Below are 20,349 nucleotides of genomic sequence, written 5' to 3' on the forward strand. Positions count from 1 at the left end.
GAAAAAAGGCGGTATCCCGCCAGATTTCAGATGCTCTGATAACTCAGTTGCCGAGTAGTTCACATTTCATCAGGTTGAAGCCAGGCGGATTAAATGCTATAATTATGTGCATAATTCTCCTTGTTTTCCATATAATAACCATACAGCACGAAATATGGAAAAACAACAGGAGGAACATAACCTATATGAAAGCTACAGGAATCGTCCGCCGCATCGATGACCTTGGAAGAGTTGTGATTCCAAAAGAGATTCGGCGCACACTGAGGATCAAGGAGGGAACCCCACTGGAGATTTTTACAGACAGAGAAGGCGAGGTTATCCTCAAGAAATATTCTCCGATCGGAGAGCTGAGTATTTTTGCAAAGGAATATGTGGAGGCTCTGGCACAGACGACAGGCATGACGGCATGCATCACAGATCATGACCAGGTGGTGGCAGCTTCAGGACACGGCAGCCGTGAATACGAGGGCAAGGGAATCAGCCGTGAGCTGGACCGGGTTATCGCAGAACGGGAAATGAAGTGCTACTACGGAGAAGAAAAAGGCAAGATAGCACTGGTCGAAAATCAGAAAGAAAATAAAGCAGGTCTGATCATACAGCCGATCATCTGTGCAGGAGACGCGATCGGTTCGGTTGCACTTGTCGGAAAAAGTAACGGGGAAAGACCGGGAAATTCGGAGAAGATGCTGGTACAGACGGCAGCAGGATTTCTTGGACGGCAGATGGAACAATAAAAATACCGGAGATTCTTTGAGTGAAAAAAGAATCTCCGGTGTTTCTGTTTTTATCAGCACTTCTCAGCAATTTCATAGATCAGGCGTTCAGTATCCTCCCATCCAAGACACGGATCGGTGATAGAGCATCCAGGGGTCATGTGGTCGCTGATGTCCTGGCGTCCTTCGAGCAGGTAGCTCTCGATCATGACACCTTTGACAAGTTTGTGAAGTTCCGGATTGCAGTTGCGGCTGTGGAGAACTTCGTTTACGATACGGATCTGCTCCTTGTATTTCTTGTTGGAGTTAGAATGGTTGGCATCAATGATGACAGCCGGGTTCTTGAGATCCTTCTGGCTGTACAGGTTGTAGAGTCGGATCAGATCTTCATAATGATAGTTCGGAATTGCCTGTCCATACTGGTTGACACCTCCACGGAGGATGGTGTGGGCCAGGTCGTTACCGGATGTCTCAACATCACATCCACGATAAATGAAATGATGCGGATGCTGTGCAGCAGTGACGGAATTAAGCATAACGGAGAGGTCGCCGCTGGTCGGGTTCTTCATGCCGACCGGGATATCCATTCCGCTGGCGGTAAGGCGGTGCTGCTGGTTCTCAACAGAGCGTGCGCCGACAGCCTCGTAAGAGAGGATATCGTCGAGGTAACTTCTGTTTTCCGGGTAAAGCATTTCATCGGCAGATGAAAGTCCTGTTTCCTGCATAACGCGCATGTGCATCTTACGGATCGCGATGATGCCGGCAAGAAGGTCAGGAGCTTTGTCCGGATCCGGCTGATGGAGCATTCCTTTGTATCCATCTCCGGTAGTACGCGGTTTGTTGGTGTAAACACGCGGGATGATCATTAACTTATCAGAAACTTTGTCAGCGACTTTCTTGAGGCGGTTGACGTATTCGCAGACAGTATCCTCGTTGTCTGCAGAGCAAGGACCTACAAGTACAACAAATTTATCAGATTCACCGGTAAAGATACGGCGAATCTCTTCGTCACGAGCCTGTTTGACTGCTTTTAATTCATCGCTGAGCGGGTATTCGTTTTTCAGGACTTCCGGAAGTGGAAGTTCATGATTGATCTTCATAGACATGATGTATTTCCTCCAGTGTATAGATGGCACCTTTATATATGTGAAAGGTGTTTTTTCAATCTAACACAGTATAACATGTCATAAAGAAAAAATCTAGCAAATTAATGCGTTAAACTGTAAAAGTATCAATTTGTCGAATTTAAGAGTATTTTTGCAAGAAAAAGCCAGGGGGACATATTTAGAGCCACAAACTCCGTCCCCCCGGTCGATCAATCGAGTGCTTTCTCGCTCATTTCTTCGAGCAGGTTTTTCTTGATGTCATATAATTTCTGAGAAAGATCTACATATACTTTCTGAGGATTTACCAGTCGGCGGGATTCATCCCAGAGAGTGTTCTGTTCTTTCTTGCAGTATTCGCGAAGTTCCATAACTTCCGGTGAAGTGTAGACACGTTTGCCCTCGCGGATTACCGGAACCAGAAGTTCACGAAGCTCATAAGTGCCGCCAAGAACCTTGGTCTTCTTCCAGGTGTCAGATGGGTCGAAGATGATCATGGTTTCTTCCGGATCAAAAACTTCGTCTGCCATACAGATGAGGTCGGCCTTGATCTTACCGGTGGATTTGCTGTAGATACGGTAAACGGTTTTGTTGCCCGGGTTGGTGACTTTCTCTGTGTTCTCGGAAAGCTTGATCTTTGGTGTGAAGGTGGAGCTTCCTGCGTCCTTGACTGCGGCAAGTTTGTATACACCGCCGAAAGCCGGGTTGTCACTGCTGGTGATCAGGTTGGTTCCTACACCCCAGGAGTTGATCTTGGCATCCTGTGTCTTGAGGCTGTCGATCAGGTACTCATCCAGATCGCTGGAAGCGGAAATCGTCGCATCGTCAAATCCGGCAGCAGCCAGCATCTTGTAGGCTTCTTTGGAAAGGTATGCGAGGTCACCGCTGTCGATACGGATTCCATAGTGTGTCAGTTTGATTCCTTCTTCACGCATTTCCTCGAAAACGCGGATTGCATTCGGAACACCGGATTTGAGTACATCGTAGGTGTCGACCAGAAGTGTACAGGAATTCGGGTACATCTTGGCGTAAGTCTTGAATGCAGTGTATTCATCCGGGAAGCTCATGATCCAGCTGTGGGCGTGTGTACCAAGTACAGGAACATTGAACATCTGACCGGTCAGAACATTGGAAGTTCCGGCACATCCGCCGATCACTGCGGCACGTGCACCATAGATACCTGCGTCTGGTCCCTGTGCACGGCGAAGACCAAATTCCATGACCCCGTCACCGCGTGCCGCATAGCAGACACGAGCCGCTTTGGTAGCGATAAGACTCTGGTGGTTGATGATATTGAGGATTGCAGTCTCGACAAGCTGTGCTTCCATGATCGGAGCGATAACCTTGACAAGTGGCTCTCGCGGGAATACGACAGTTCCTTCCGGAATTGCGTAGATATCTCCGGTAAAACGGAAAGTGCTCAGATATTCCAGGAAATCTTCTTCAAAAATATTAAGACTTCGGAGGTAATCAATATCTTCTGTTTCAAAGTGAAGATTCTCGATATACTCGATCATCTGCTCCAGACCTGCTGTGATCGCGAAGCTTCCTCCGCATGGATTGACACGATAGAACATGTCGAAGATAACAGTCTGGTTGGTTGGGTTTTTGAAATAACCCTGCATCATCGTTAATTCATATAAATCTGTGAGCAGGGTCAGGTTGGTTGCTCTCATCCAGTTTCTCCTTTATTAAGCGAATAGATCACAGATGCCGGCTTGTAAAGGCATCCTGTATCAAAATGTAAAACCATTATAGCATTATTTTACACGATCAGCACTAATATTTTACATAAACCACCAATTATTTGCCGACAAAAGGAACGTTAAATTGACATAAGATACGCAATACTTTATTATTAAGATAAAGGCAGTATACAATTAGCTGCCATTGGAAAAGCGGGGGATTTACATTATGGATAATATTTTTATGGCGGACAGAAAGCCGATCCAGTTCGAGGAATATCTGAAATATGATGAGAACAGCAGGGGAAATCTGGGAGAGGAATTACCGGTTCGCGTATATCGTTTACTGGAATATTCTCTCAAGGAAGAACTGCTCAGAAGATACGGCAAGGATGAGCAGGTAGAAGTATTCCGCAGCGCCGGACGTATGGCAGGAGAATATTTTGCAAAAAATATGCTTAATCTGGATCAGCCGATGGATCAGTTTGTAAGTGAACTTCAGAACAAGATGAAAGAGCTTAAGATGGGTGTTCTTAGAATTGAGGATGTAGATGAGGAGAGCGGCAAGATCATCCTTACAGTAGCAGAGGACGCGGACTGTTCCGGACTTCCTGTGCTTGGAGAGACTGTCTGCAATTATGACGAGGGATTTATCGCCGGAATCTTGTCTGTATATTCCGGCAAACAGTATACAGCGATCGAGGTAGACTGCTGGGCTACAGGAGATAGAGTATGCCGTTTTCATGCTAATGTAGAAGAATAGTATTTAGCTAACAGGTAGTATCCCGCGAGGTGCGAGGTGTTTGGGCATATTTTTGCCAAAATCCCGAGACATACAAGTCAAAATGCTCGCACCGAAGGTGAGCTGGAATGCATTTTGACTCGTGACTGTGAGGGTACTGAACAGTTACGAAGAATAAGCGTTGTCGCTTACATAGTTCCATTCTGCAAAGCGTGTGGCCATGAAATGCCGATAATGAATGGAACCAGGAGAATTTTTTTATGGAAGAAAAAAACTGTAAGTTATTGTTTGAGTATTTAAGAGATATATTGTATGATCCGAAAGTAAAGACGCTGGATGTAAATGAACTGGATGAGCCTTACCAGAAACTGGGACTTGGTCTGAATTATCTGGAAATGGCAGTCAAGGAAATGAAGGCTTACTCTGCGGCATTGTCAAAGGGGGATCTTTCGGGTTTTACACCTTCCAGAGAAAATTTTCTGTGTGAAAACCTCAAAAATATCCACGCAAATCTGAATCACCTCACCTGGCAGGCAAAGCAGGTTGCCAAGGGAGATTATTCCCAGACCGTGTCATATCTTGGTGAATTCTCAGAGGCTTTTAATACGATGACGAAACAGCTCCGTGAGAGAGAAATGATCCTGGAGCGCAAAGCCGAGGCTGAGAAACGTCATGCAGAGATGGCAGAGAGCTACAATCAGCTTCTGATGGAACTGATCGCCCGAAGCGAGGAGGAGATCCTCGTGACGAGTCTGGACGGGCAGGAAGTATTTTACTGCAACCGCGCGGTTGATGTGAAGAAGCGGGGAATCTATCGGATCTGTATGGAACAGACGGCAAGGATCGCTGACGGAGAGCATGGTCAGCTGGAGTCTTATGAGTGGGACTGGGAAGCTGAGGATTCCGAGGACAGATTTTACCGGATCACGACAGGTATGATGAAGTGGCAGGGCAGGAAGGCCTATACACATATCATTCAGGAAGTGACTGAGACAAGGCGGCGGGAAGAACAGCTCAAGGTTGAGGCTTATCACGACAAACTGACCGGAGGCGGCAACAGATTTTTCTTCCAGGAAAAAGCCGATGAACTTCTGGCGACGGGTGAGAGACTGATCTTCTGTTACTGTGACCTTGACCATCTGAAATATGTCAATGATACATTTGGGCATTCTGAGGGAGACTGGTATATCCGGCATTTTGCAGAGACGGTGCAGGATTATATCCGTAAAGGAGATGTTTTTGCCAGAATTGGTGGAGACGAGTTCTGCATTATCCTGAGAAACTGTCCGGTAAGCATTGCAAGGGACAAAGTACACAGGGTGCAGCACGAGTTCAGCAGTGACTGTGGCAAGCCGTATGCGATGCGTTTCAGCTGTGGGATCGTGGAAGTGCCGAAGGCACATGAGGAAACTTCTCCGGAAACAATTCTGGAGGAAGCAGACCGGATCATGTACCAGCAGAAACGGGAGCATAAGAAAATTTATCAGGAAGAAATGGGAAGTACACCCGAAAAAGGCTGATTTTATGCGGGTTTTCAGGAAAATCAAAATTTTTTAAAAAAAATTAAAAAAAGGGGTTGATTTTTTTGAAACCCTGTAATATAATAACATTCGTCGCGAGCGATAAGAAATAAAAAACGCAAGCGAATGAATGAAGGGCTATCGCCAAACGGTAAGGCAACGGACTCTGACTCCGTCAGTTCAAGGTTCGAATCCTTGTAGCCCTGCTACTTAAGCACCTCAGATGAGGTGCTTTTTTTCTGCCTATTTATGAAACTCTTTGAAGGCGATCGGAGCAGGCTGGTTTTTGTGATGTTCTCCGATCTGTTTTTCCATCCAGACCATATTATACCAGGTATCAAATTTGTAACCGCACTGATAAAATTCTCCCACAAGACGGTATCCCATATGTGAATGAAACTCAACACTGTTATTATCCAGATGAGCATCGACGGAAGGTGTATAGGCGATGCAGGCGTTCATGTTGAGTATTCCCTGAGATTTGAGCGTCTGTTCCAGAGCATCATGCAGGAGTCTGCCGATTCCCATGTGCTTGCAGTTCTGGTCGACGTAGATCGAAGTTTCTACAGCCCAGTCGTAAGCTGCGCGCTCGTGGAACGGGCTGGCGTAGGCATAGCCAAGGATCTGATTGTTTTTTTCTGCGATGAGGTATGGATATTTTTCCAGAGTATGGTGGATTCTGGATGTAAATTCTTCTATGGATGGCACATCGTATTCAAAGGTGATGGCAGTGTTTTCGACATAAGGTGCGTAAATCGCGAGAAGAGCCGGAGCATCGGATTCCCTGGCGGTGCGGATCGTGATTTTTTCATCAGATGACATGAAAGGTTCCTCCTTGATTTCCTTTAAATATTTTATCATGATTATAGCACCTGGAAGGAAAAATAACAGAGGAAAAAATGTGTTGTTCTGACGGTTGCAAATAAAAACGGGAAATGGTAAAGTTTACTGAGAAATAATTATAGATTTTGGTAACTATTCAGCAGGAGAAATGAAAGCGGGGATATATATGGCATACAGTTTCAGCGGGAGAGTCCGCTACAGTGAAATCGGAGAAAATGGTCTGTTAACACTGCCGGGAGTTCTGAATTATTTTCAGGACTGCAGTACTTTTCAGTCGGAAGAAGTAGGTCTTGGAATGGAAGTCCTCAGGGAATGGAAAAGATTCTGGGTATTATCCGCATGGCAGGTGATCGTGGACCGCTATCCGTATCTGGGAGAAGAAATCACCACTTCGACCTGGGCGTATGGATTTCGGAGTTTCCTGGGAATGCGTAATTTCTGCATGGAAACAAAGGGTGGAGAACGGCTCGCCTATGCCAATACGTACTGGACCTATATCAATGCGGAAAACGGGCTTCCTGTCAAACTGACGGAGTGCGATACCGCGGCATACGGGCTGGAACCAAAACTGGATATGGACTATGCACCCCGCAAGATCAAACTGCCGGGCGAGTATGAGCAGCAGGAGGCTTTTGCTGTGCAGAAGCATCATCTGGACACGAATCATCATGTAAATAACTGCCAGTACGTCCAGATGGCGATGGATTATCTGCCGGCAGATTTCAGAATCCATCAGATGCGCGCAGAATATAAGCAGCAGGCAAGACTTCACGATGTGATCTGCCCGGCGCGCGCTGTGGAAGACACAAAGACAACGATTCTTCTGAATGACCAGAAGAGTGAACCATATGCAATTGTAGAGTTTATGTAATAAAAAACATTGGAGGATTTTTATGATCGAATTAGGAAAAAAACAGACGCTGCAGGTAGTAAAAACAGTAGATTTCGGTGTATACCTGGCAGAAGATATGAACGCAGATACCAAACATCAGGTACTTCTTCCTGCAAAGCAGGTTCCGGCAGGTACAAAAGCCGGTGACAAGCTGGAAGTTTTTATTTACAAGGATTCACAGGATCGAATGATCGCAACTACAAATGAGCCGCGCCTGACAGTTGGAGAAGCAGGACTTCTCAGAGTAAAACAGGTGACAAAGATCGGTGCATTTCTGGACTGGGGGCTGGAGAAGGATCTTCTGCTTCCATATCATGAGCAGACAACAAGGATCTTTGAGGGACAGGAATGCCTGGTTGCTGTTTATGTGGACAAGAGCAGCAGACTTTGTGCAACAATGAAAGTTTATCCGTATCTTTCCCAGGAGACACCTTACAAAGAGGGCGACCGCGTGAAGGGCAGAGTTTACCAGATCAGCGATAACTTCGGTGTTTTTGTTGCTGTAGATAATAAATATTCTGCGCTGATCCCGGCAAGAGAGGCAAAAGGAAAATACCGCCCGGGAACTGTCCTTGACCTTCGTGTGACCAAGGTCAAAGAAGATGGAAAAATGGATGTCAGCGATCGTGAGGAAGCATACATTCAGATCAATGAAGATGCAGAAAGTGTGTTCAGCATTATCGAAGAATTTGCAGGAGTTCTTCCATTTGATGACAAGGCTTCACCGGAAGTCATCCGCAGAGAGTTCGGTCTGAGCAAAAATGCATTTAAACGTGCGGTAGGACATCTGCTCAAAGAAGGCAAGATCGAGATCAAAGACCGCCGTATCTACATTGTTAAGTAATTGGGCATAGTAAAGGATAAAAATATGAATTTTACACATCTTCATGTTCATACAGAATACAGCCTTCTGGATGGCTCCAACAAGATCCAGGAGTATGTGAACAGAGTCAGGGAACTTGGTATGGACAGTGCTGCGATCACAGACCATGGAGTTATGTATGGTGTGATCGATTTTTACCGTGCGGCGCGGGCAGCAGGGATCAATCCGATCCTTGGCTGCGAGGTTTATGTGGCTCCGGGATCCCGTTTTGACCGTGAGATCGGGAGCGGAGATGATCGTTATTACCATCTTGTTCTTCTTGCAGAAAATAACCAGGGCTATGCGAACCTGATGAAAATCGTGTCCAAAAGTTTCGTGGAAGGTTTCTATTATAAACCGCGTGTGGATCTGCAGCTTCTTGAAAAATATCATGAAGGTCTGATCGCTCTGAGTGCCTGTCTTGCGGGTGAAGTGGCGAGATTTCTTACCAGAGGGATGTATGAGGATGCAAAAGCGGCTGCACTGAGATACCAGGATATTTTTGGAAAGGGAAACTTTTTCCTGGAACTGCAGGATCATGGAATTCCCGAGCAGCAGAATGTAAATCAGCAGCTGCTCAAGATGCACCGTGAGACAGGGATCGAACTGGTTGCGACCAATGACGTTCATTATACACTGGCAGAGGATGCACAGCCGCACGACGTACTGCTGTGCCTTCAGACAGGTAAGAAACTGTCCGATGAAAACAGAATGCGATATGATGGCGGGCAGTATTATGTAAAATCTCCGGAGGAAATGGAAAGGCTTTTTCCTTATGCGACAGAGGCTCTGGAGAATACGCATAAGATTGCAGAGAGGTGTCATGTAGAGATTGAGTTTGGTGTCACCAAACTGCCAAAATTTGATGTTCCGGAGGGATATACTTCCTGGGAATATCTGAATGAACTTTGTTTCAAAGGGCTGGAAGAGCGTTACCAGCCAGTGACCGAAGAGCTGAAAGAACGCCTGAATTACGAGCTTTCCACGATCAAAAACATGGGTTACGTGGATTACTTCCTGATCGTGTGGGATTTTATTCGGTATGCGCGAGATCATGACATTATGGTAGGACCGGGACGTGGCTCTGCGGCAGGAAGCCTGGTTGCTTATACGCTTGGGATCACACAGCTTGACCCGATCCGTTATGACCTTCTGTTTGAGCGTTTCCTGAATCCGGAACGAGTTTCCATGCCTGATATCGACGTGGATTTCTGTTTCGAAAGACGACAGGAAGTGATTGATTATGTTCGCCGTAAGTACGGCGATGACTGCGTGGTTCAGATCGTTACTTTTGGTACGCTGGCGGCGCGGGGTGTTATCCGTGATGTAGGCCGTGTGATGGACCTTCCGTATGCACAGGTCGATACGATCGCCAAGATGATCCCGCAGGAGCTGAATATCACGATCGACAAGGCTCTCAAGATGAATCCGGAGCTCAAAAAAACTTATGAGGACCAGCCGGAGATCCATGACCTGATCGATACTGCCAGGAGACTGGAAGGACTGCCGCGTCATACTTCCATGCATGCGGCAGGTGTTGTTATCAGCCAGAAGGATGTTTCAGAGTATGTGCCGCTTTCGAGGGCGCAGGACGGTTCGATCGTTACACAGTTTACGATGACAACGCTGGAAGAACTGGGACTTCTCAAGATGGATTTCCTGGGACTTCGTACTTTGACGGTTATCCAGAATGCAGTGCATCTGATCGAGCAGGATACTGGTGTTCATCTTGATATGCAGCAGATTGATTATAATGACAAAAAAGTACTTGATTCACTGGGAACGGGACGTTCTGACGGTGTATTCCAGCTGGAAAGTGCGGGTATGAAAAACTTCATGAAGGAACTGAAGCCGCAGAGTCTTGAGGATGTGATCGCGGGAATTTCCCTGTACCGTCCGGGTCCGATGGATTTTATCCCGCAGTATATCCGTGGCAAGAACCATCCGGATACGATCCAGTATGACTGCCCGCAGCTGGAGCCGATCCTGAAGCCGACATATGGCTGTATCGTATATCAGGAGCAGGTTATGCAGATCGTACGTAATCTGGCAGGTTACACGCTTGGACGAAGCGACCTGGTGCGCCGTGCGATGTCCAAGAAAAAAGCCGCAGTAATGGAAAAAGAGCGCCAGAACTTTGTTTATGGAAATGAAGCAGAGGGCGTTCCGGGCTGTATTGCAAATGGTATTTCTGAGCAGGTTGCAAACAAGATCTACGATGAGATGATCGATTTTGCAAAGTATGCGTTCAATAAATCGCATGCAGCTGCGTATGCGGTGGTTTCGTATCAGACTGCTTTTCTGAAATATTATTATCCGGTGGAATTTATGGCTGCGCTCATGACATCCGTTATAGAAATGCCGAACAAGGTGGCTGAGTATATCCAGGTCTGCCGTCAGATGGGGATCAGCATTCTGCCACCGGATGTGAATTGTGGAATTTATGGATTTTCTGTCGACCATGGTGCGATCCGTTATGGACTTTCTGCGATCAAGAGTGTGGGACGTCCGGTCATCAATGCTCTCGTAGAGGAGAGGGAAAAGAACGGAACGTACCGCTCGCTCAAGGATTTCATTGAGAGACTGACAGGAATTGTCAATAAGAGAGCTATCGAGAACTTTATCAAGGCCGGAGCACTGGACTGTCTGGAAGGCAACCGCCGCCAGAAGATGAATGTTTATGGTCAGATCGTGGACAGTATCGCGCAGGAGAAGAAGAATTCTTTTGCGGGGCAGATGAGTCTTTTTGATCTGGTCAGTGATGAAGACAAGAAGGATTTCGAGATCCGGATGCCGAATGTCGGAGAGTATGACAAAGAGATGGTTCTTGCCTTTGAAAAAGAGGTTCTTGGAATTTACCTGAGCGGGCATCCGCTGGAAGGATATCGTGGGATCATGGACAAGATGATCTCTGCCAAAACAACTGATTTCCAGCCGGATGAAGAGAGCGGGATCCCGAAGGTATATGATGGTCAGAAGGTTATCATAGGCGGAATGATCACGGAGAGAACGATTAAATATACGAGAAATAACAAGGTCATGGCATTTCTGACAGTGGAAGACCTTGTAGGAACCGTGGAAGTCGTTGTTTTTCCACGGGATTACGAGAAATGGCAGACGCTGATCACCGACGATGCCAGAGTCTTCATCCAGGGCCGCGTCAACGCAGAAGATGACAGACCAAGTAAGCTGATCCTCGAAAAAGTCCATTCTTTTGAGGATATTCCGAGAGAGATCTGGATACAGTTTAAGGATAAAGCAGAGTACAGTGCGGCAGAAGCAGAACTCCAGAGTTTCCTGCAATCCGCCTCAGGAACTTCAGCCGTCGTCATCTATCTGAAAGACGTCAAAGCAATGAAGCGCCTCCCGGCAGCCTTCTGCATCCGGATCAACGAAGAAATTCTGAGTGAACTCAAGAAAAAATATGGGGAATCCAATGTTAAAGTTGTGGAAAGAGTATTGAAAAACTTCTAGTTGGTTTGAGAATACGGGATTCCTGAAATGCGGTGATACGAATTTGATACGAAAAGTCAGAAGTTGCCCGTTTTGCCCTGAAAAATGCGATTGACTTTTGACGGCAATCAGGATATGCTTATCAGCAGGAGTGAGCGTCAGATTTTACTTGGTTCTTCCTGCCATGGAGCACCCATCAGAGATCACGGACGTTATAACGAAGAACCCCAAGGGAAGAACATTCCCCTGGGGTCTTTGTTTTATAAGCTGTCAAGAATGTCTGCTACTTCCTGCTGCCTGTTCGGGTAAAGATGCCCATAAGTTCCAAGTGTCACGTCAATGCTCTCATGTCCCAGGCGTTCAGCAATAACCAGAGGGGAAACATTGTGTTCGATCAGCAATGCTACATGAGAGTGCCGAAGATCGTGTAAGCGGATCCGGGGAACCCCGGCGAGCTTGGAATACTTTTTCATGGGATAGTACAGGGCGCATTTTGACATAGTGAACAGTCTTGTATCATCATTACACCCATACAGGCGCTTCTTGTAGGCTGTAAGCTCATCACAGAGGAATAGGGGCATAATAATGTCCCTGGTTCCTTTAGCTGTCTTTGGGGGTGTTATGATCTCTTCACCTTTGACACGCTGCAGGGATTTATTGATGTGCAGAATCCCGTTCTCTGTGTCTGCATCGGCAGCAGTTAATGGAATCAGTTCTCCCAGGCGTATACCAGTATAATACAGAATCTCAAAGGCAATATACTTCACCGGATCATCTATACGGGAAATAAACTCTCTGTACTGGTCCAGGGTCCAGAACTGCATTGTCTGAGCGCGGCCCTTTCCGATCTTCTCAAGACCGTCAAAGGGATTCTCTGAGATCTTGCACCGACGTGCACCAAACCGGTATACGGTCCGGAAGATGGTGTCTAACTTGTAGATATAAGTGTCTGCAAGTCCGGCGGTTATCAAATTATTCTGCCAGTCAACAATATGCTTCTCTGTGAGTGCGCTTATTGGCAGATCTTCAAAAGCCGGGTTGATGTAGTTCTTAAATGCATTCCTGTAATTGCTGATAGTAGTATAACGTCTTCTGGGTGTGATCTCCTGCAGGAAGTCGGCGGTAATCATGCCGATCGTGGTTTTGGAATCGTATTTTCGGGAAGCAATGAACCGGCTTTCCCAGTCTTTAGCGTCCTTTTTCTTCGTAAATCCCCGTTTCATCTTCTGGCGGCGTTGTCCGTTCCAGTCAATGTAGTTGAACTTACAGTACCAGGATTTTGTGGATTCATCGTAGTATGATGGCATAAAATGCTCCTTTCACTTTGCCGGGGGCGGTGGCTTAAGGGTGAAAGGGACGTTTTGTTGATCTCAACAAAATGTTTGGTACTGCTGCCGGTTCGATCGTTCTGATCAGAACGAAAAGGTGATGTCTTCATTTCCTTAGTCCCTAAAAAGAGTTGAGACAGTATTCTCACATTTCTAACACCCTAAAAAGGGGAGCGGTGAGCATTCGGACATTTCGGACACCCTAAAAAAGCAGCAGTATAAAAATATTGTGAAATAGAATCAATATAATCAAACACAATCAACAGTTGCATATAGCGATAAAAATGAGTATAATATACTTAACAAGGGAGCCGGAAGGTGAGTGCGATTCACCCGACCCGGCGAAATAAAGCAGTTAAAAAATAGCCGTCATTCTCGCCAAAGAACAGGACGGCTATTTTTTATGTGTGTATGTAAGGATTGATACAATCAGGCTGGCTGTTGTCAGGATAATCATAAAAGTCTCATAATCACTCATAACTTTCACCCCTCTCTGTAAGGTCTCAGATCAGGTGAAAAAAAGCACGTCCCCCGGTTCCCTGGGTAAATATATTATTTATGGCAGCAGTATAGAGATAACCTGCTGCCGGTCAGATCTATTCTGTTGTGTCCGATTCGGACACCTTTTTTGTATATTAAAGTTTGCTTTCTTTAAAAAGCAGGCGTATTAGAAACTTTAATTGCTCTAGAGCAGCGTCAAAAAACAACATGAAATTTTCTGACGTTATTATATACCTTTGCCCGGTCTCTTCGAATATGAATGCCCCCTCTGAAATCGAATACTCAATGCCATGCATTGAAAGAAATTTAAGAAGACCGTCAAGTCCTTCATCTAATTGAACACCTAAGCAGTCCATGGTTGACACAGTATCTCCATTTTCGTTATTAATTGCAGTAGTGTATAGTTCATAAATATTAATGTCTAGAGCTTCAGCAATTTTTTGTAATTGGTTTCTACGAGGCGTAGCATTGTTTAACTCATATCTTCGTATTTGGACTTCATTGACCCCGCTTTTTCGGGCCAGTTCTGCTTGAGTATATCCTTTCTGTCTTCGATATAAACGAATTGCATCTCCTAATTTTGGATAAGTTTCTGCTGCACTCATAATATGGTTCACCTCCAAATTCATAATAACAAAATAGCAATGTCATTTCAATAACACAATACTAAAATAGTTCTAAAATGTTGTTGACAGAACTATAAAAGTGCTATATATTACAAATATAGAACTGAAAAAGTTCTTAGAAAGGAGGGGCAAAATGACAATTAATGATTCAAAGTTTGAAATTGCTTTAGCGGATAGTGGTTTAACTATAGGCGAAGTTGCGAATCGAGCAGGCATGAGCAGGCAGCGATTACGCGTGATTTTAAACAGTAAGAAAATAACGCCACAGGCGGCTGGAAAAGTTGCCAGAGGCCTTGGTGTTAAGGTAACAGAGATTATTGATTAATTCACCGGGGGGCGGTGGCTTAAGGATGAAAGGAGAAGCATGAGATTTAATACCAAGAAATACCAGGAGCTTATGGCAGAGCAGGAGCTGACACCAGAGATCATTTGTAGAAGTACCGGACTTGGGGCAAGATCTTTCCAGTGGATCATGGACAATGGTTTTGCTTCTGAGGATGCGATGGAAAGACTGGCAGAGGCAGCAGGTGCACAGGTTGGTGAACTACTGCTGCCGGATATTTCCGGAACCACAGAGAATGCAATAGAGTTTATAAAACACTCAAAGAGAGCAACGGTGACATTCTCACAGCCGCGATACATAAACAGAATTAAAGAGCTGGCAGAAAAACATCCGGAAGAATGCGAGATAGTGGCACTTACCAAGAGCACAGGTGAGGGCGAAATTATTTGTGCTCATGTTCCTACGACCTGGATCAGAATTGCACCACCAGTAGTTAGAGAACTGACTGAGGAACAAAGAAAGGAATACCGTGAACGCTTCATCGAGAATATTTTCCACAAAGGGAGTAATTGAGAAGAAATCGACCTAAATTCAATTTGAATCACTTTAATGGACAATTTATAGCCTAAAGCATAAAGGGGGCGAAATCGAGTGAGAAAACAGTATTTAACAGCACAGGAAGTTGCGGAGGCTATGGGAGTATCTGCAGGTAAAGCTTATGGTCTTATCCGGGAGATGAACCAGGAACTCAAAGAGCAAGGATATCTGACCATTTCCGGAAAGATCCCGGTCGCATACTTTGCCAAGAAATATTATGGCTTCAAGGAAGACGTAGGATAAGGGAGAGTAACACAATGGCAGCAAAGAGAATGTTCAGTATTGACGTGATAGATACAGATAAGTTTTTAGATATGCCGGTATCAACACAGGCTTTATATTTTCACTTTGGAATGCGGGCAGATGATGACGGCTTTGTATCTTCGCCGAAAAAAATTGTAAAGATTGCAAATTGCACAAATGACGATTTGAGAATTTTGATTTCCAAGGGGTATGTAATACCGTTTGATAGCGGTGTGGTTGTTATCACAGATTGGAGAGTAAATAATTCGATCAGGAGTGATCGTTATAAGCCGACCATATACCAGGAAGAGCTGAAACAATTGGAAACAAGCAAGAATACATATTTGCGGGGGAGTGTTGGTATACCAATTGACAACCAATGTGTAACCAGAGAGCAACCAGAGTGGAACCAAAATGGATACCAAATGGATACCCAGGTTAGGTTAGATAAGGATAGTATAGATAAGAATAGTATATATATAAAAGATATGTACCCGGAAACAGAGGTTTCCGAACCACCAACACCCAAAAAGAAGACCAAAACAACTCGTTTTATTCCCCCTACGGTGGAAGAAGTCAGGCGGTATTGTCAGGAAAACAACTACTCAGTTGATGCAGAAAGGTTTGTTGACTTCTACGAGTGCAAGGGCTGGATGGTTGGAAAGAACAAGATGAAGAACTGGAAGGCAGCAGTCAGAACATGGGTGAGACAGAACGGGAAAGGAGCAGCAGGGAATGGAAATGACTATGCAGGACCGTCAGCGTCAGTTAAACTCTGGTGAGTGTCCTGTCTGCCATGGGACAGGTTGGGAGATAACTCTTGAGATCTTAGAGGGCTATAGGGAGCCTTTAGCACTTGCAAAGCGTTGTTCCAGATGCAGGGGAAAGAGATACATAAACGATCAGACCGGCATACCGCCGGAATACTGCAACGCTGATCTTTCGAAGTTTGATTTTTCAGTATACCGCCAGAATATGGGTAAGATGGCAAAGATCTTTAATGATTTCGTGGAGAACTTTGACCGATGGGAGAAACAGGGCAAGGGATTATATCTTTGGAGTGAGACACCGGGAAGCGGCAAGACCTTTCTCTCCTGCTGCCTGGCAAGATCTTTGATGGTCAAGTATGGCCTTCAAATGCGTTTTATTACCGCACCAGACTATATTGACGTGGTAGGCGAGAAGATCAAGAGGACACGAGGTGAAGCGGATCCATCACAGATCTATCGCAAGTGTAAGGTCCTTGTCCTGGATGATCTGGGAGCACAGGTTGGAAATGACTGGCATAAACAGGAAATGTTCCGTCTTGTCAATAGTCGGATGGAAGAGGGCAATATCACAATCTTCACATCAAACTTTGATGCGAATGATCTGAATGTGGATGCCAGAACCAAGGACAGGATCATAAAAAGCAGTATTGTTTTGCAAATGCCAGAGGAAAGTATCCGGAGAAAAAAGGCAGACATGGAACAGCAGCGTTTCCTGCAGGACGTACTGAGAAAGGAGTGAGAACATGGGAAAGAAGCTGAACGGCTATTATTACTGCCTGTCATACAGTGACGAGCACCACGAGGTTTGCAGTATTGCAAATGCTACCCGTGAGGAAGCTATACAGGCGGCAAAAAGAGAGGGAGCAAGGCTTTACCTGGTCAGATACAGGAACGACCAGCAGCAGGGCAAAAAGAAACGAATACCACTTAAATAAAAAATAGCTCCTGTATGAACACCACTTCACACAGGAGCAACATGACCGGATCCGGTCTAACAAGCAAGTACATAGTAGCACGGATCCGGAAGAAAGGACAAGTGTTTTGACGAAAAATATTGAAGAAGCAGAGCGTTTAAGGGTGCAGATCATCCAGGATCTTGAAGAACTCCAGGATATGAAGCACCTGAAACAGATAAAAGTGATAACCAGAAGATTTGGGGAATTCGAAAAAAGGAAAGGGGCAGCAGGGGATGAGAGAGCATAAAAGAGAGCTGATGACCTATGAGCAGTGGAAAGCAATTTACAAGAAACATATCAGGAAGCTGATCAGACGCAAGGTGATTAACTGCCTGTACTGTCTGGTTACGATCGCAATCTTTATTGGAGTGCCGTTTGGAATGTTCTTTCACTGGCTGATTATTGGATATTAAGGGGCGTATCATGAAAAAGAAACGCATACGCTACGGAAACAGTAAGATATATGCATTGTATTATCGCAGTAATAACACGTTGTATTATAATTTGAATTTCTGGAAAGGACATGCACCGGTTATTATATTCAAATAACAGAGGTGTCCGAATCGGACACCTTGCAATAATATGACTGATAGAATGGAGTTGGAACCAAAATGGAACAGAAATACAAGGACTTGATTTGTGACACAGTACAGAGCATGAATGATGAGGATACTTTGAGTTTTATCTGGACACTGATTAAGTATTTGACAGCAGACAGAGGTGTACAGGGATGAATACAGAGAGTAATGATCTGGCAGAGAAGAACGGTTCTGAAACACAGCAGCAGGAATCCAGAGGCGTAGAAAAAGCCTACAAAGAAAAAATAAAACAGCTCATGGAAGCAATGAATGAGAAAGATCTTCGCAGGTTGTGGCTTATTGGAACAGTTATGGTGAGTTATAAACAGTAAAAAAAAGTAAAGGTGTCCGATTCGGACACCGATAGAAAAAGAGAGAAGTAATGGCCTAACCCAAAGTGTGGGGGTCAGGTATCACCTCTCCCTTTAGACATATTCTACAATGACGTTTGTAAAGATGCAATACTAAAATTTGCGCCGGCGCAACTCCTGGAGACGTGACCCGGGAGCCGGTGTGGTTCTTCTGCTGATTCTGGTAATGCTATTGGCGTAGTCTGATCTGGAACGGCAGCAGGAAAAAAGAACCTTTCACTTGTACAATCCTTTCGGATTATGGGTACTAGGAAGGGTTCTTGATTACAAGATTACAATAATATGCTGAAAAATGCAATATTGTATATCCTGAGGGCGTGAAGTGATACCTCGGTGTGCTACCAATACTACCGGGACAACATAGATCGGGGCGGCAACTGCTGCCCTTTCCACATAGTGAGGTGGTTAAATGAACAATAAAGAATTTAAACAGATGCTTGATGATCTGGTATTCCAGGAAGAGAAAAACCTGCAGGTGAACAGCAAGAAATTCAACCAGAGACATGAGGAACTTATGCAGATGATCCGGAGAGCAGAGGGAGTGGAGAAAGTGGACTATATGGAGTTGGTACTGAATCTGATAACCGCCCATAAAGAACGGGCAAGAGAGATCTATTATCTTTTACTTGGATTCTTGGAAAGATAAATGTCAATGCGACATTTGCGACACCCTAAAAAGGAAAATGGCGAGTATCCCGACAAATCCGACACCCTAAAAAGAAATTGTATTGTCAGATTTGTCAGACCTTAAAAAGATCAGGACATAAAAATACAGGGGATTGTTTACCGGCACGGGCTGGCGAGCAATCCCCTGTATTTGCGTAGTCAATTTGTAAAAGAGCTGAAATCAATAAGCAGATCTTCATAGATACCTGCCGCGATCGTGTCAGCAAAGGTGTATTGTTCGGAATCGCTGGTATCAAAATTATAAACTAGGATCAAGTTCTTGATCGGATCCACGATCCAGTATTCACGAACACCTGCAGTTCGGTACTTGAACAGTTTTGTGAAATAGTCCGTTTTCCTGCTGCCCGGTGAAACAACCTCAATGATCCAGTCAGGAGCACCGGCGCAACCTCTGTCATTGAGCTTGCTTGGGTCACAGATCACGGAGACATCCGGCTCTACATAGTTTTTATCATTCTCATTCAGGAATACGGCAAACGGGGAGATATAGGTCTTGCAGGAGCCGCCTTTAGCGTCAATATAGTCCGCGATCTTCCTGTAGAGTGTTCCCACAATGTCCTGGTGTCTTCTGGTAGGCGGTGCCATGTAGTAGATCTGTCCATCTATCAGCTCTGCCCGGGTTCCCTCTGGCAGGTTATAAATATCTTCTACGGTGTATTCTTTACGCTGTAGTACTGGCATAGTAAACACATCCTTTCAGTCTGATTACAATTATTCAGTTGTTTGGGAAGTAAGTGAAATATCCGGATTTTCCCGTTGGATTCGTTCTTCAACAGCTTTCTTGATGTAGCCGTTTACAGATTCACCGGCAGCAGTTGCCAGTTGAGAAATAAAATCTTTCTGACCTTTTGGAACGGTTAATTCGATGCGGTCGTAGTTCTTTTTAACGTATTTTTGAACAGCTTTTTGCTGTGCTTTGCTAATTTTGCTTTTCTCTGTCATGCGAGCACCTGCTTTCTATGGGGCATCGAGTGTATATTGACACCTTTCCCATCATACACTAAGTATAACATAAAATACTATTACCGTAAATATAAAAAATAACCAAATATATTACCGTAAATATGTAAGATGTGTCAATGGACTATTTACGGTAATAGGTATATAATATACTTAAATCAAAGGAAGAGAACAACGAAAGGGGATAAGAGAATGAAGCAGATCACAAATATTCGAAAGACAGTTTGTACAATGGCGAACAAGTTAAAGAAACAGGGCTATTCTCTGTCCCAGGCATTCCGGAAAGCATGGAAGCGTGTAAAAGTGTCTATAAAGATCAGAGCCGTAGGCACCACATCCGAAAACATCCAGGAGAGATTGAAGTTTATGAAACAGTTTCCAGTGGAAACCATGCAGGCAGAGCTTGTAAGGGATCCGGAGAACCAGTTCGACAAGAATGCAATCCAGATCGTTGTTCATTTACGCTCGATCAACAGAAAGACAGTTATTGGTTACGTTCCAAGAGAGTTGGCTTCCAGCTTGGCAGCAGTGCTTGATGCAGGATTACAGATCAGAGCAGAACTCCTGCAGATCATGGGCGGCTACAGCTACAAGGAAAGCTATGGTTGTCTGCTCAGTATTGGTATATAGAACCAG

The 20,349-nt window shown here is 44.9% G+C and carries 24 protein-coding genes and 1 tRNA gene; 18 read left to right on the top strand and 7 right to left on the bottom strand.

Annotated elements, in window-relative coordinates; all coding sequences use genetic code 11:
* Positions 1–185: 185 nt before the first annotated feature.
* The gene (locus QZL69_RS00200; protein WP_022213219.1) at positions 186–734 is read left to right on the top strand and encodes a stage V sporulation T C-terminal domain-containing protein; all 549 of its coding nucleotides are present in this window, start codon (positions 186–188) and stop codon (positions 732–734) included.
* A 53-nt stretch (positions 735–787) separates the two neighbouring features.
* Here QZL69_RS00200 and QZL69_RS00205 read toward each other — a convergent pair whose 3' ends face one another.
* Both QZL69_RS00205 and QZL69_RS00210 read right to left on the bottom strand, forming a co-directional pair.
* Complete coding sequence (locus tag QZL69_RS00205) at positions 788–1,819, bottom strand: 3-deoxy-7-phosphoheptulonate synthase (RefSeq protein WP_022213220.1); 1,032 nt, start codon at positions 1,817–1,819, stop codon at positions 788–790.
* 209 nt (positions 1,820–2,028) lie between these two features.
* Positions 2,029–3,492 carry a nicotinate phosphoribosyltransferase gene (locus QZL69_RS00210; RefSeq protein WP_022213221.1) on the bottom strand — a complete coding sequence of 488 codons (1,464 nt, stop codon included), beginning with the start codon at positions 3,490–3,492 and terminating at the stop codon, positions 2,029–2,031.
* Positions 3,493–3,730: 238 nt separating this feature from the next.
* Between QZL69_RS00210 and QZL69_RS00215 the strand changes: the two genes are divergently transcribed.
* From QZL69_RS00215 to QZL69_RS00225, 3 genes are all read left to right on the top strand, one after another.
* Positions 3,731–4,264, top strand: coding sequence for a V4R domain-containing protein (locus QZL69_RS00215; RefSeq protein ID WP_022213222.1), 534 nt, complete (start codon positions 3,731–3,733; stop codon positions 4,262–4,264).
* Positions 4,265–4,503: 239 nt separating this feature from the next.
* Entirely contained in the window at positions 4,504–5,763 is a 1,260-nt protein-coding gene (locus tag QZL69_RS00220; RefSeq protein ID WP_022213223.1) for a sensor domain-containing diguanylate cyclase, read from the top strand.
* Positions 5,764–5,897: 134 nt separating this feature from the next.
* A tRNA-Gln gene (locus QZL69_RS00225) sits at positions 5,898–5,969 on the top strand.
* Between the two features lie 37 nt (positions 5,970–6,006).
* Here QZL69_RS00225 and QZL69_RS00230 read toward each other — a convergent pair.
* Positions 6,007–6,585: a GNAT family N-acetyltransferase gene (locus tag QZL69_RS00230; protein WP_022213224.1), complete on the bottom strand. Its 579-nt coding sequence runs from the start codon at positions 6,583–6,585 to the stop codon at positions 6,007–6,009.
* A 187-nt stretch (positions 6,586–6,772) separates the two neighbouring features.
* On the opposite strand from QZL69_RS00230, the gene QZL69_RS00235 reads away from it, so the two are divergent.
* The 3 genes from QZL69_RS00235 to QZL69_RS00245 are packed head-to-tail and all read left to right on the top strand — an operon-like array spanning position 6,773 to position 11,834.
* Positions 6,773–7,477, top strand: coding sequence for an acyl-[acyl-carrier-protein] thioesterase (locus QZL69_RS00235; RefSeq protein WP_118699213.1), 705 nt, complete (start codon positions 6,773–6,775; stop codon positions 7,475–7,477).
* A gap of 22 nt (positions 7,478–7,499) precedes the next feature.
* On the top strand, positions 7,500–8,342 hold the full coding sequence (locus QZL69_RS00240; protein WP_022213226.1) for a CvfB family protein: 843 nt from the start codon (positions 7,500–7,502) through the stop codon (positions 8,340–8,342).
* A 24-nt stretch (positions 8,343–8,366) separates the two neighbouring features.
* Positions 8,367–11,834: a DNA polymerase III subunit alpha gene (locus QZL69_RS00245; RefSeq protein ID WP_022213227.1), complete on the top strand. Its 3,468-nt coding sequence runs from the start codon at positions 8,367–8,369 to the stop codon at positions 11,832–11,834.
* 239 nt (positions 11,835–12,073) lie between these two features.
* On the opposite strand, the gene QZL69_RS00250 is transcribed toward QZL69_RS00245, so the two are convergent.
* Positions 12,074–13,120 (bottom strand): site-specific integrase, encoded by a 1,047-nt coding sequence (locus QZL69_RS00250; RefSeq protein ID WP_022213228.1) that lies wholly within the window; start codon positions 13,118–13,120, stop codon positions 12,074–12,076.
* Between the two features lie 656 nt (positions 13,121–13,776).
* Complete coding sequence (locus QZL69_RS00255) at positions 13,777–14,247, bottom strand: helix-turn-helix domain-containing protein (protein ID WP_022213229.1); 471 nt, start codon at positions 14,245–14,247, stop codon at positions 13,777–13,779.
* Between the two features lie 154 nt (positions 14,248–14,401).
* Here QZL69_RS00255 and QZL69_RS00260 point away from each other — a divergent pair, with 154 nt between their 5' ends.
* From QZL69_RS00260 to QZL69_RS00305, 10 genes are all read left to right on the top strand, one after another.
* Positions 14,402–14,593 carry a helix-turn-helix domain-containing protein gene (locus tag QZL69_RS00260; RefSeq protein WP_022213230.1) on the top strand — a complete coding sequence of 64 codons (192 nt, stop codon included), beginning with the start codon at positions 14,402–14,404 and terminating at the stop codon, positions 14,591–14,593.
* 39 nt (positions 14,594–14,632) lie between these two features.
* On the top strand, positions 14,633–15,124 hold the full coding sequence (locus QZL69_RS00265) for a hypothetical protein (RefSeq protein ID WP_022213231.1): 492 nt from the start codon (positions 14,633–14,635) through the stop codon (positions 15,122–15,124).
* Positions 15,125–15,202: 78 nt separating this feature from the next.
* A complete protein-coding gene (locus tag QZL69_RS00270) occupies positions 15,203–15,391 on the top strand; it encodes a hypothetical protein (RefSeq protein WP_022213232.1) in 189 nt (62 codons plus the stop codon).
* Between the two features lie 14 nt (positions 15,392–15,405).
* On the top strand, positions 15,406–16,173 hold the full coding sequence (locus QZL69_RS00275) for a hypothetical protein (protein WP_022213233.1): 768 nt from the start codon (positions 15,406–15,408) through the stop codon (positions 16,171–16,173).
* Positions 16,127–16,900: an ATP-binding protein gene (locus QZL69_RS00280; RefSeq protein WP_022213234.1), complete on the top strand. Its 774-nt coding sequence runs from the start codon at positions 16,127–16,129 to the stop codon at positions 16,898–16,900. The genes QZL69_RS00275 and QZL69_RS00280 overlap by 47 nt, the downstream gene beginning before the upstream one ends.
* 4 nt (positions 16,901–16,904) lie before the next feature.
* Positions 16,905–17,096, top strand: coding sequence for a hypothetical protein (locus QZL69_RS00285; RefSeq protein WP_022213235.1), 192 nt, complete (start codon positions 16,905–16,907; stop codon positions 17,094–17,096).
* 106 nt (positions 17,097–17,202) lie between these two features.
* Positions 17,203–17,364 carry a hypothetical protein gene (locus QZL69_RS00290; protein WP_173905887.1) on the top strand — a complete coding sequence of 54 codons (162 nt, stop codon included), beginning with the start codon at positions 17,203–17,205 and terminating at the stop codon, positions 17,362–17,364.
* On the top strand, positions 17,351–17,530 hold the full coding sequence (locus tag QZL69_RS00295) for a hypothetical protein (protein ID WP_022213236.1): 180 nt from the start codon (positions 17,351–17,353) through the stop codon (positions 17,528–17,530). The genes QZL69_RS00290 and QZL69_RS00295 overlap by 14 nt, the downstream gene beginning before the upstream one ends.
* Before the next feature lie 317 nt (positions 17,531–17,847).
* Complete coding sequence (locus QZL69_RS00300; protein ID WP_022213238.1) at positions 17,848–18,027, top strand: hypothetical protein; 180 nt, start codon at positions 17,848–17,850, stop codon at positions 18,025–18,027.
* A gap of 448 nt (positions 18,028–18,475) precedes the next feature.
* Entirely contained in the window at positions 18,476–18,712 is a 237-nt protein-coding gene (locus tag QZL69_RS00305; protein WP_022213239.1) for a hypothetical protein, read from the top strand.
* A gap of 179 nt (positions 18,713–18,891) precedes the next feature.
* Here the strand turns inward: QZL69_RS00305 and QZL69_RS00310 are convergent, their stop codons facing one another.
* Together QZL69_RS00310 and QZL69_RS00315 are read right to left on the bottom strand one after the other, a co-directional pair.
* Positions 18,892–19,434: a Uma2 family endonuclease gene (locus QZL69_RS00310; RefSeq protein WP_022213240.1), complete on the bottom strand. Its 543-nt coding sequence runs from the start codon at positions 19,432–19,434 to the stop codon at positions 18,892–18,894.
* A gap of 30 nt (positions 19,435–19,464) precedes the next feature.
* On the bottom strand, positions 19,465–19,695 hold the full coding sequence (locus tag QZL69_RS00315) for a hypothetical protein (RefSeq protein ID WP_022213241.1): 231 nt from the start codon (positions 19,693–19,695) through the stop codon (positions 19,465–19,467).
* A gap of 210 nt (positions 19,696–19,905) precedes the next feature.
* On the opposite strand from QZL69_RS00315, the gene QZL69_RS00320 reads away from it, so the two are divergent.
* Positions 19,906–20,343: an HIRAN domain-containing protein gene (locus tag QZL69_RS00320; RefSeq protein ID WP_022213242.1), complete on the top strand. Its 438-nt coding sequence runs from the start codon at positions 19,906–19,908 to the stop codon at positions 20,341–20,343.
* The last annotated feature ends 6 nt before the right edge of the window (positions 20,344–20,349 follow it).

The sequence above is a fragment of the Blautia sp. CAG:237 genome, from assembly GCF_000436615.1.
GTDB lineage: Bacteria > Bacillota > Clostridia > Lachnospirales > Lachnospiraceae > Blautia_A > Blautia_A intestinihominis.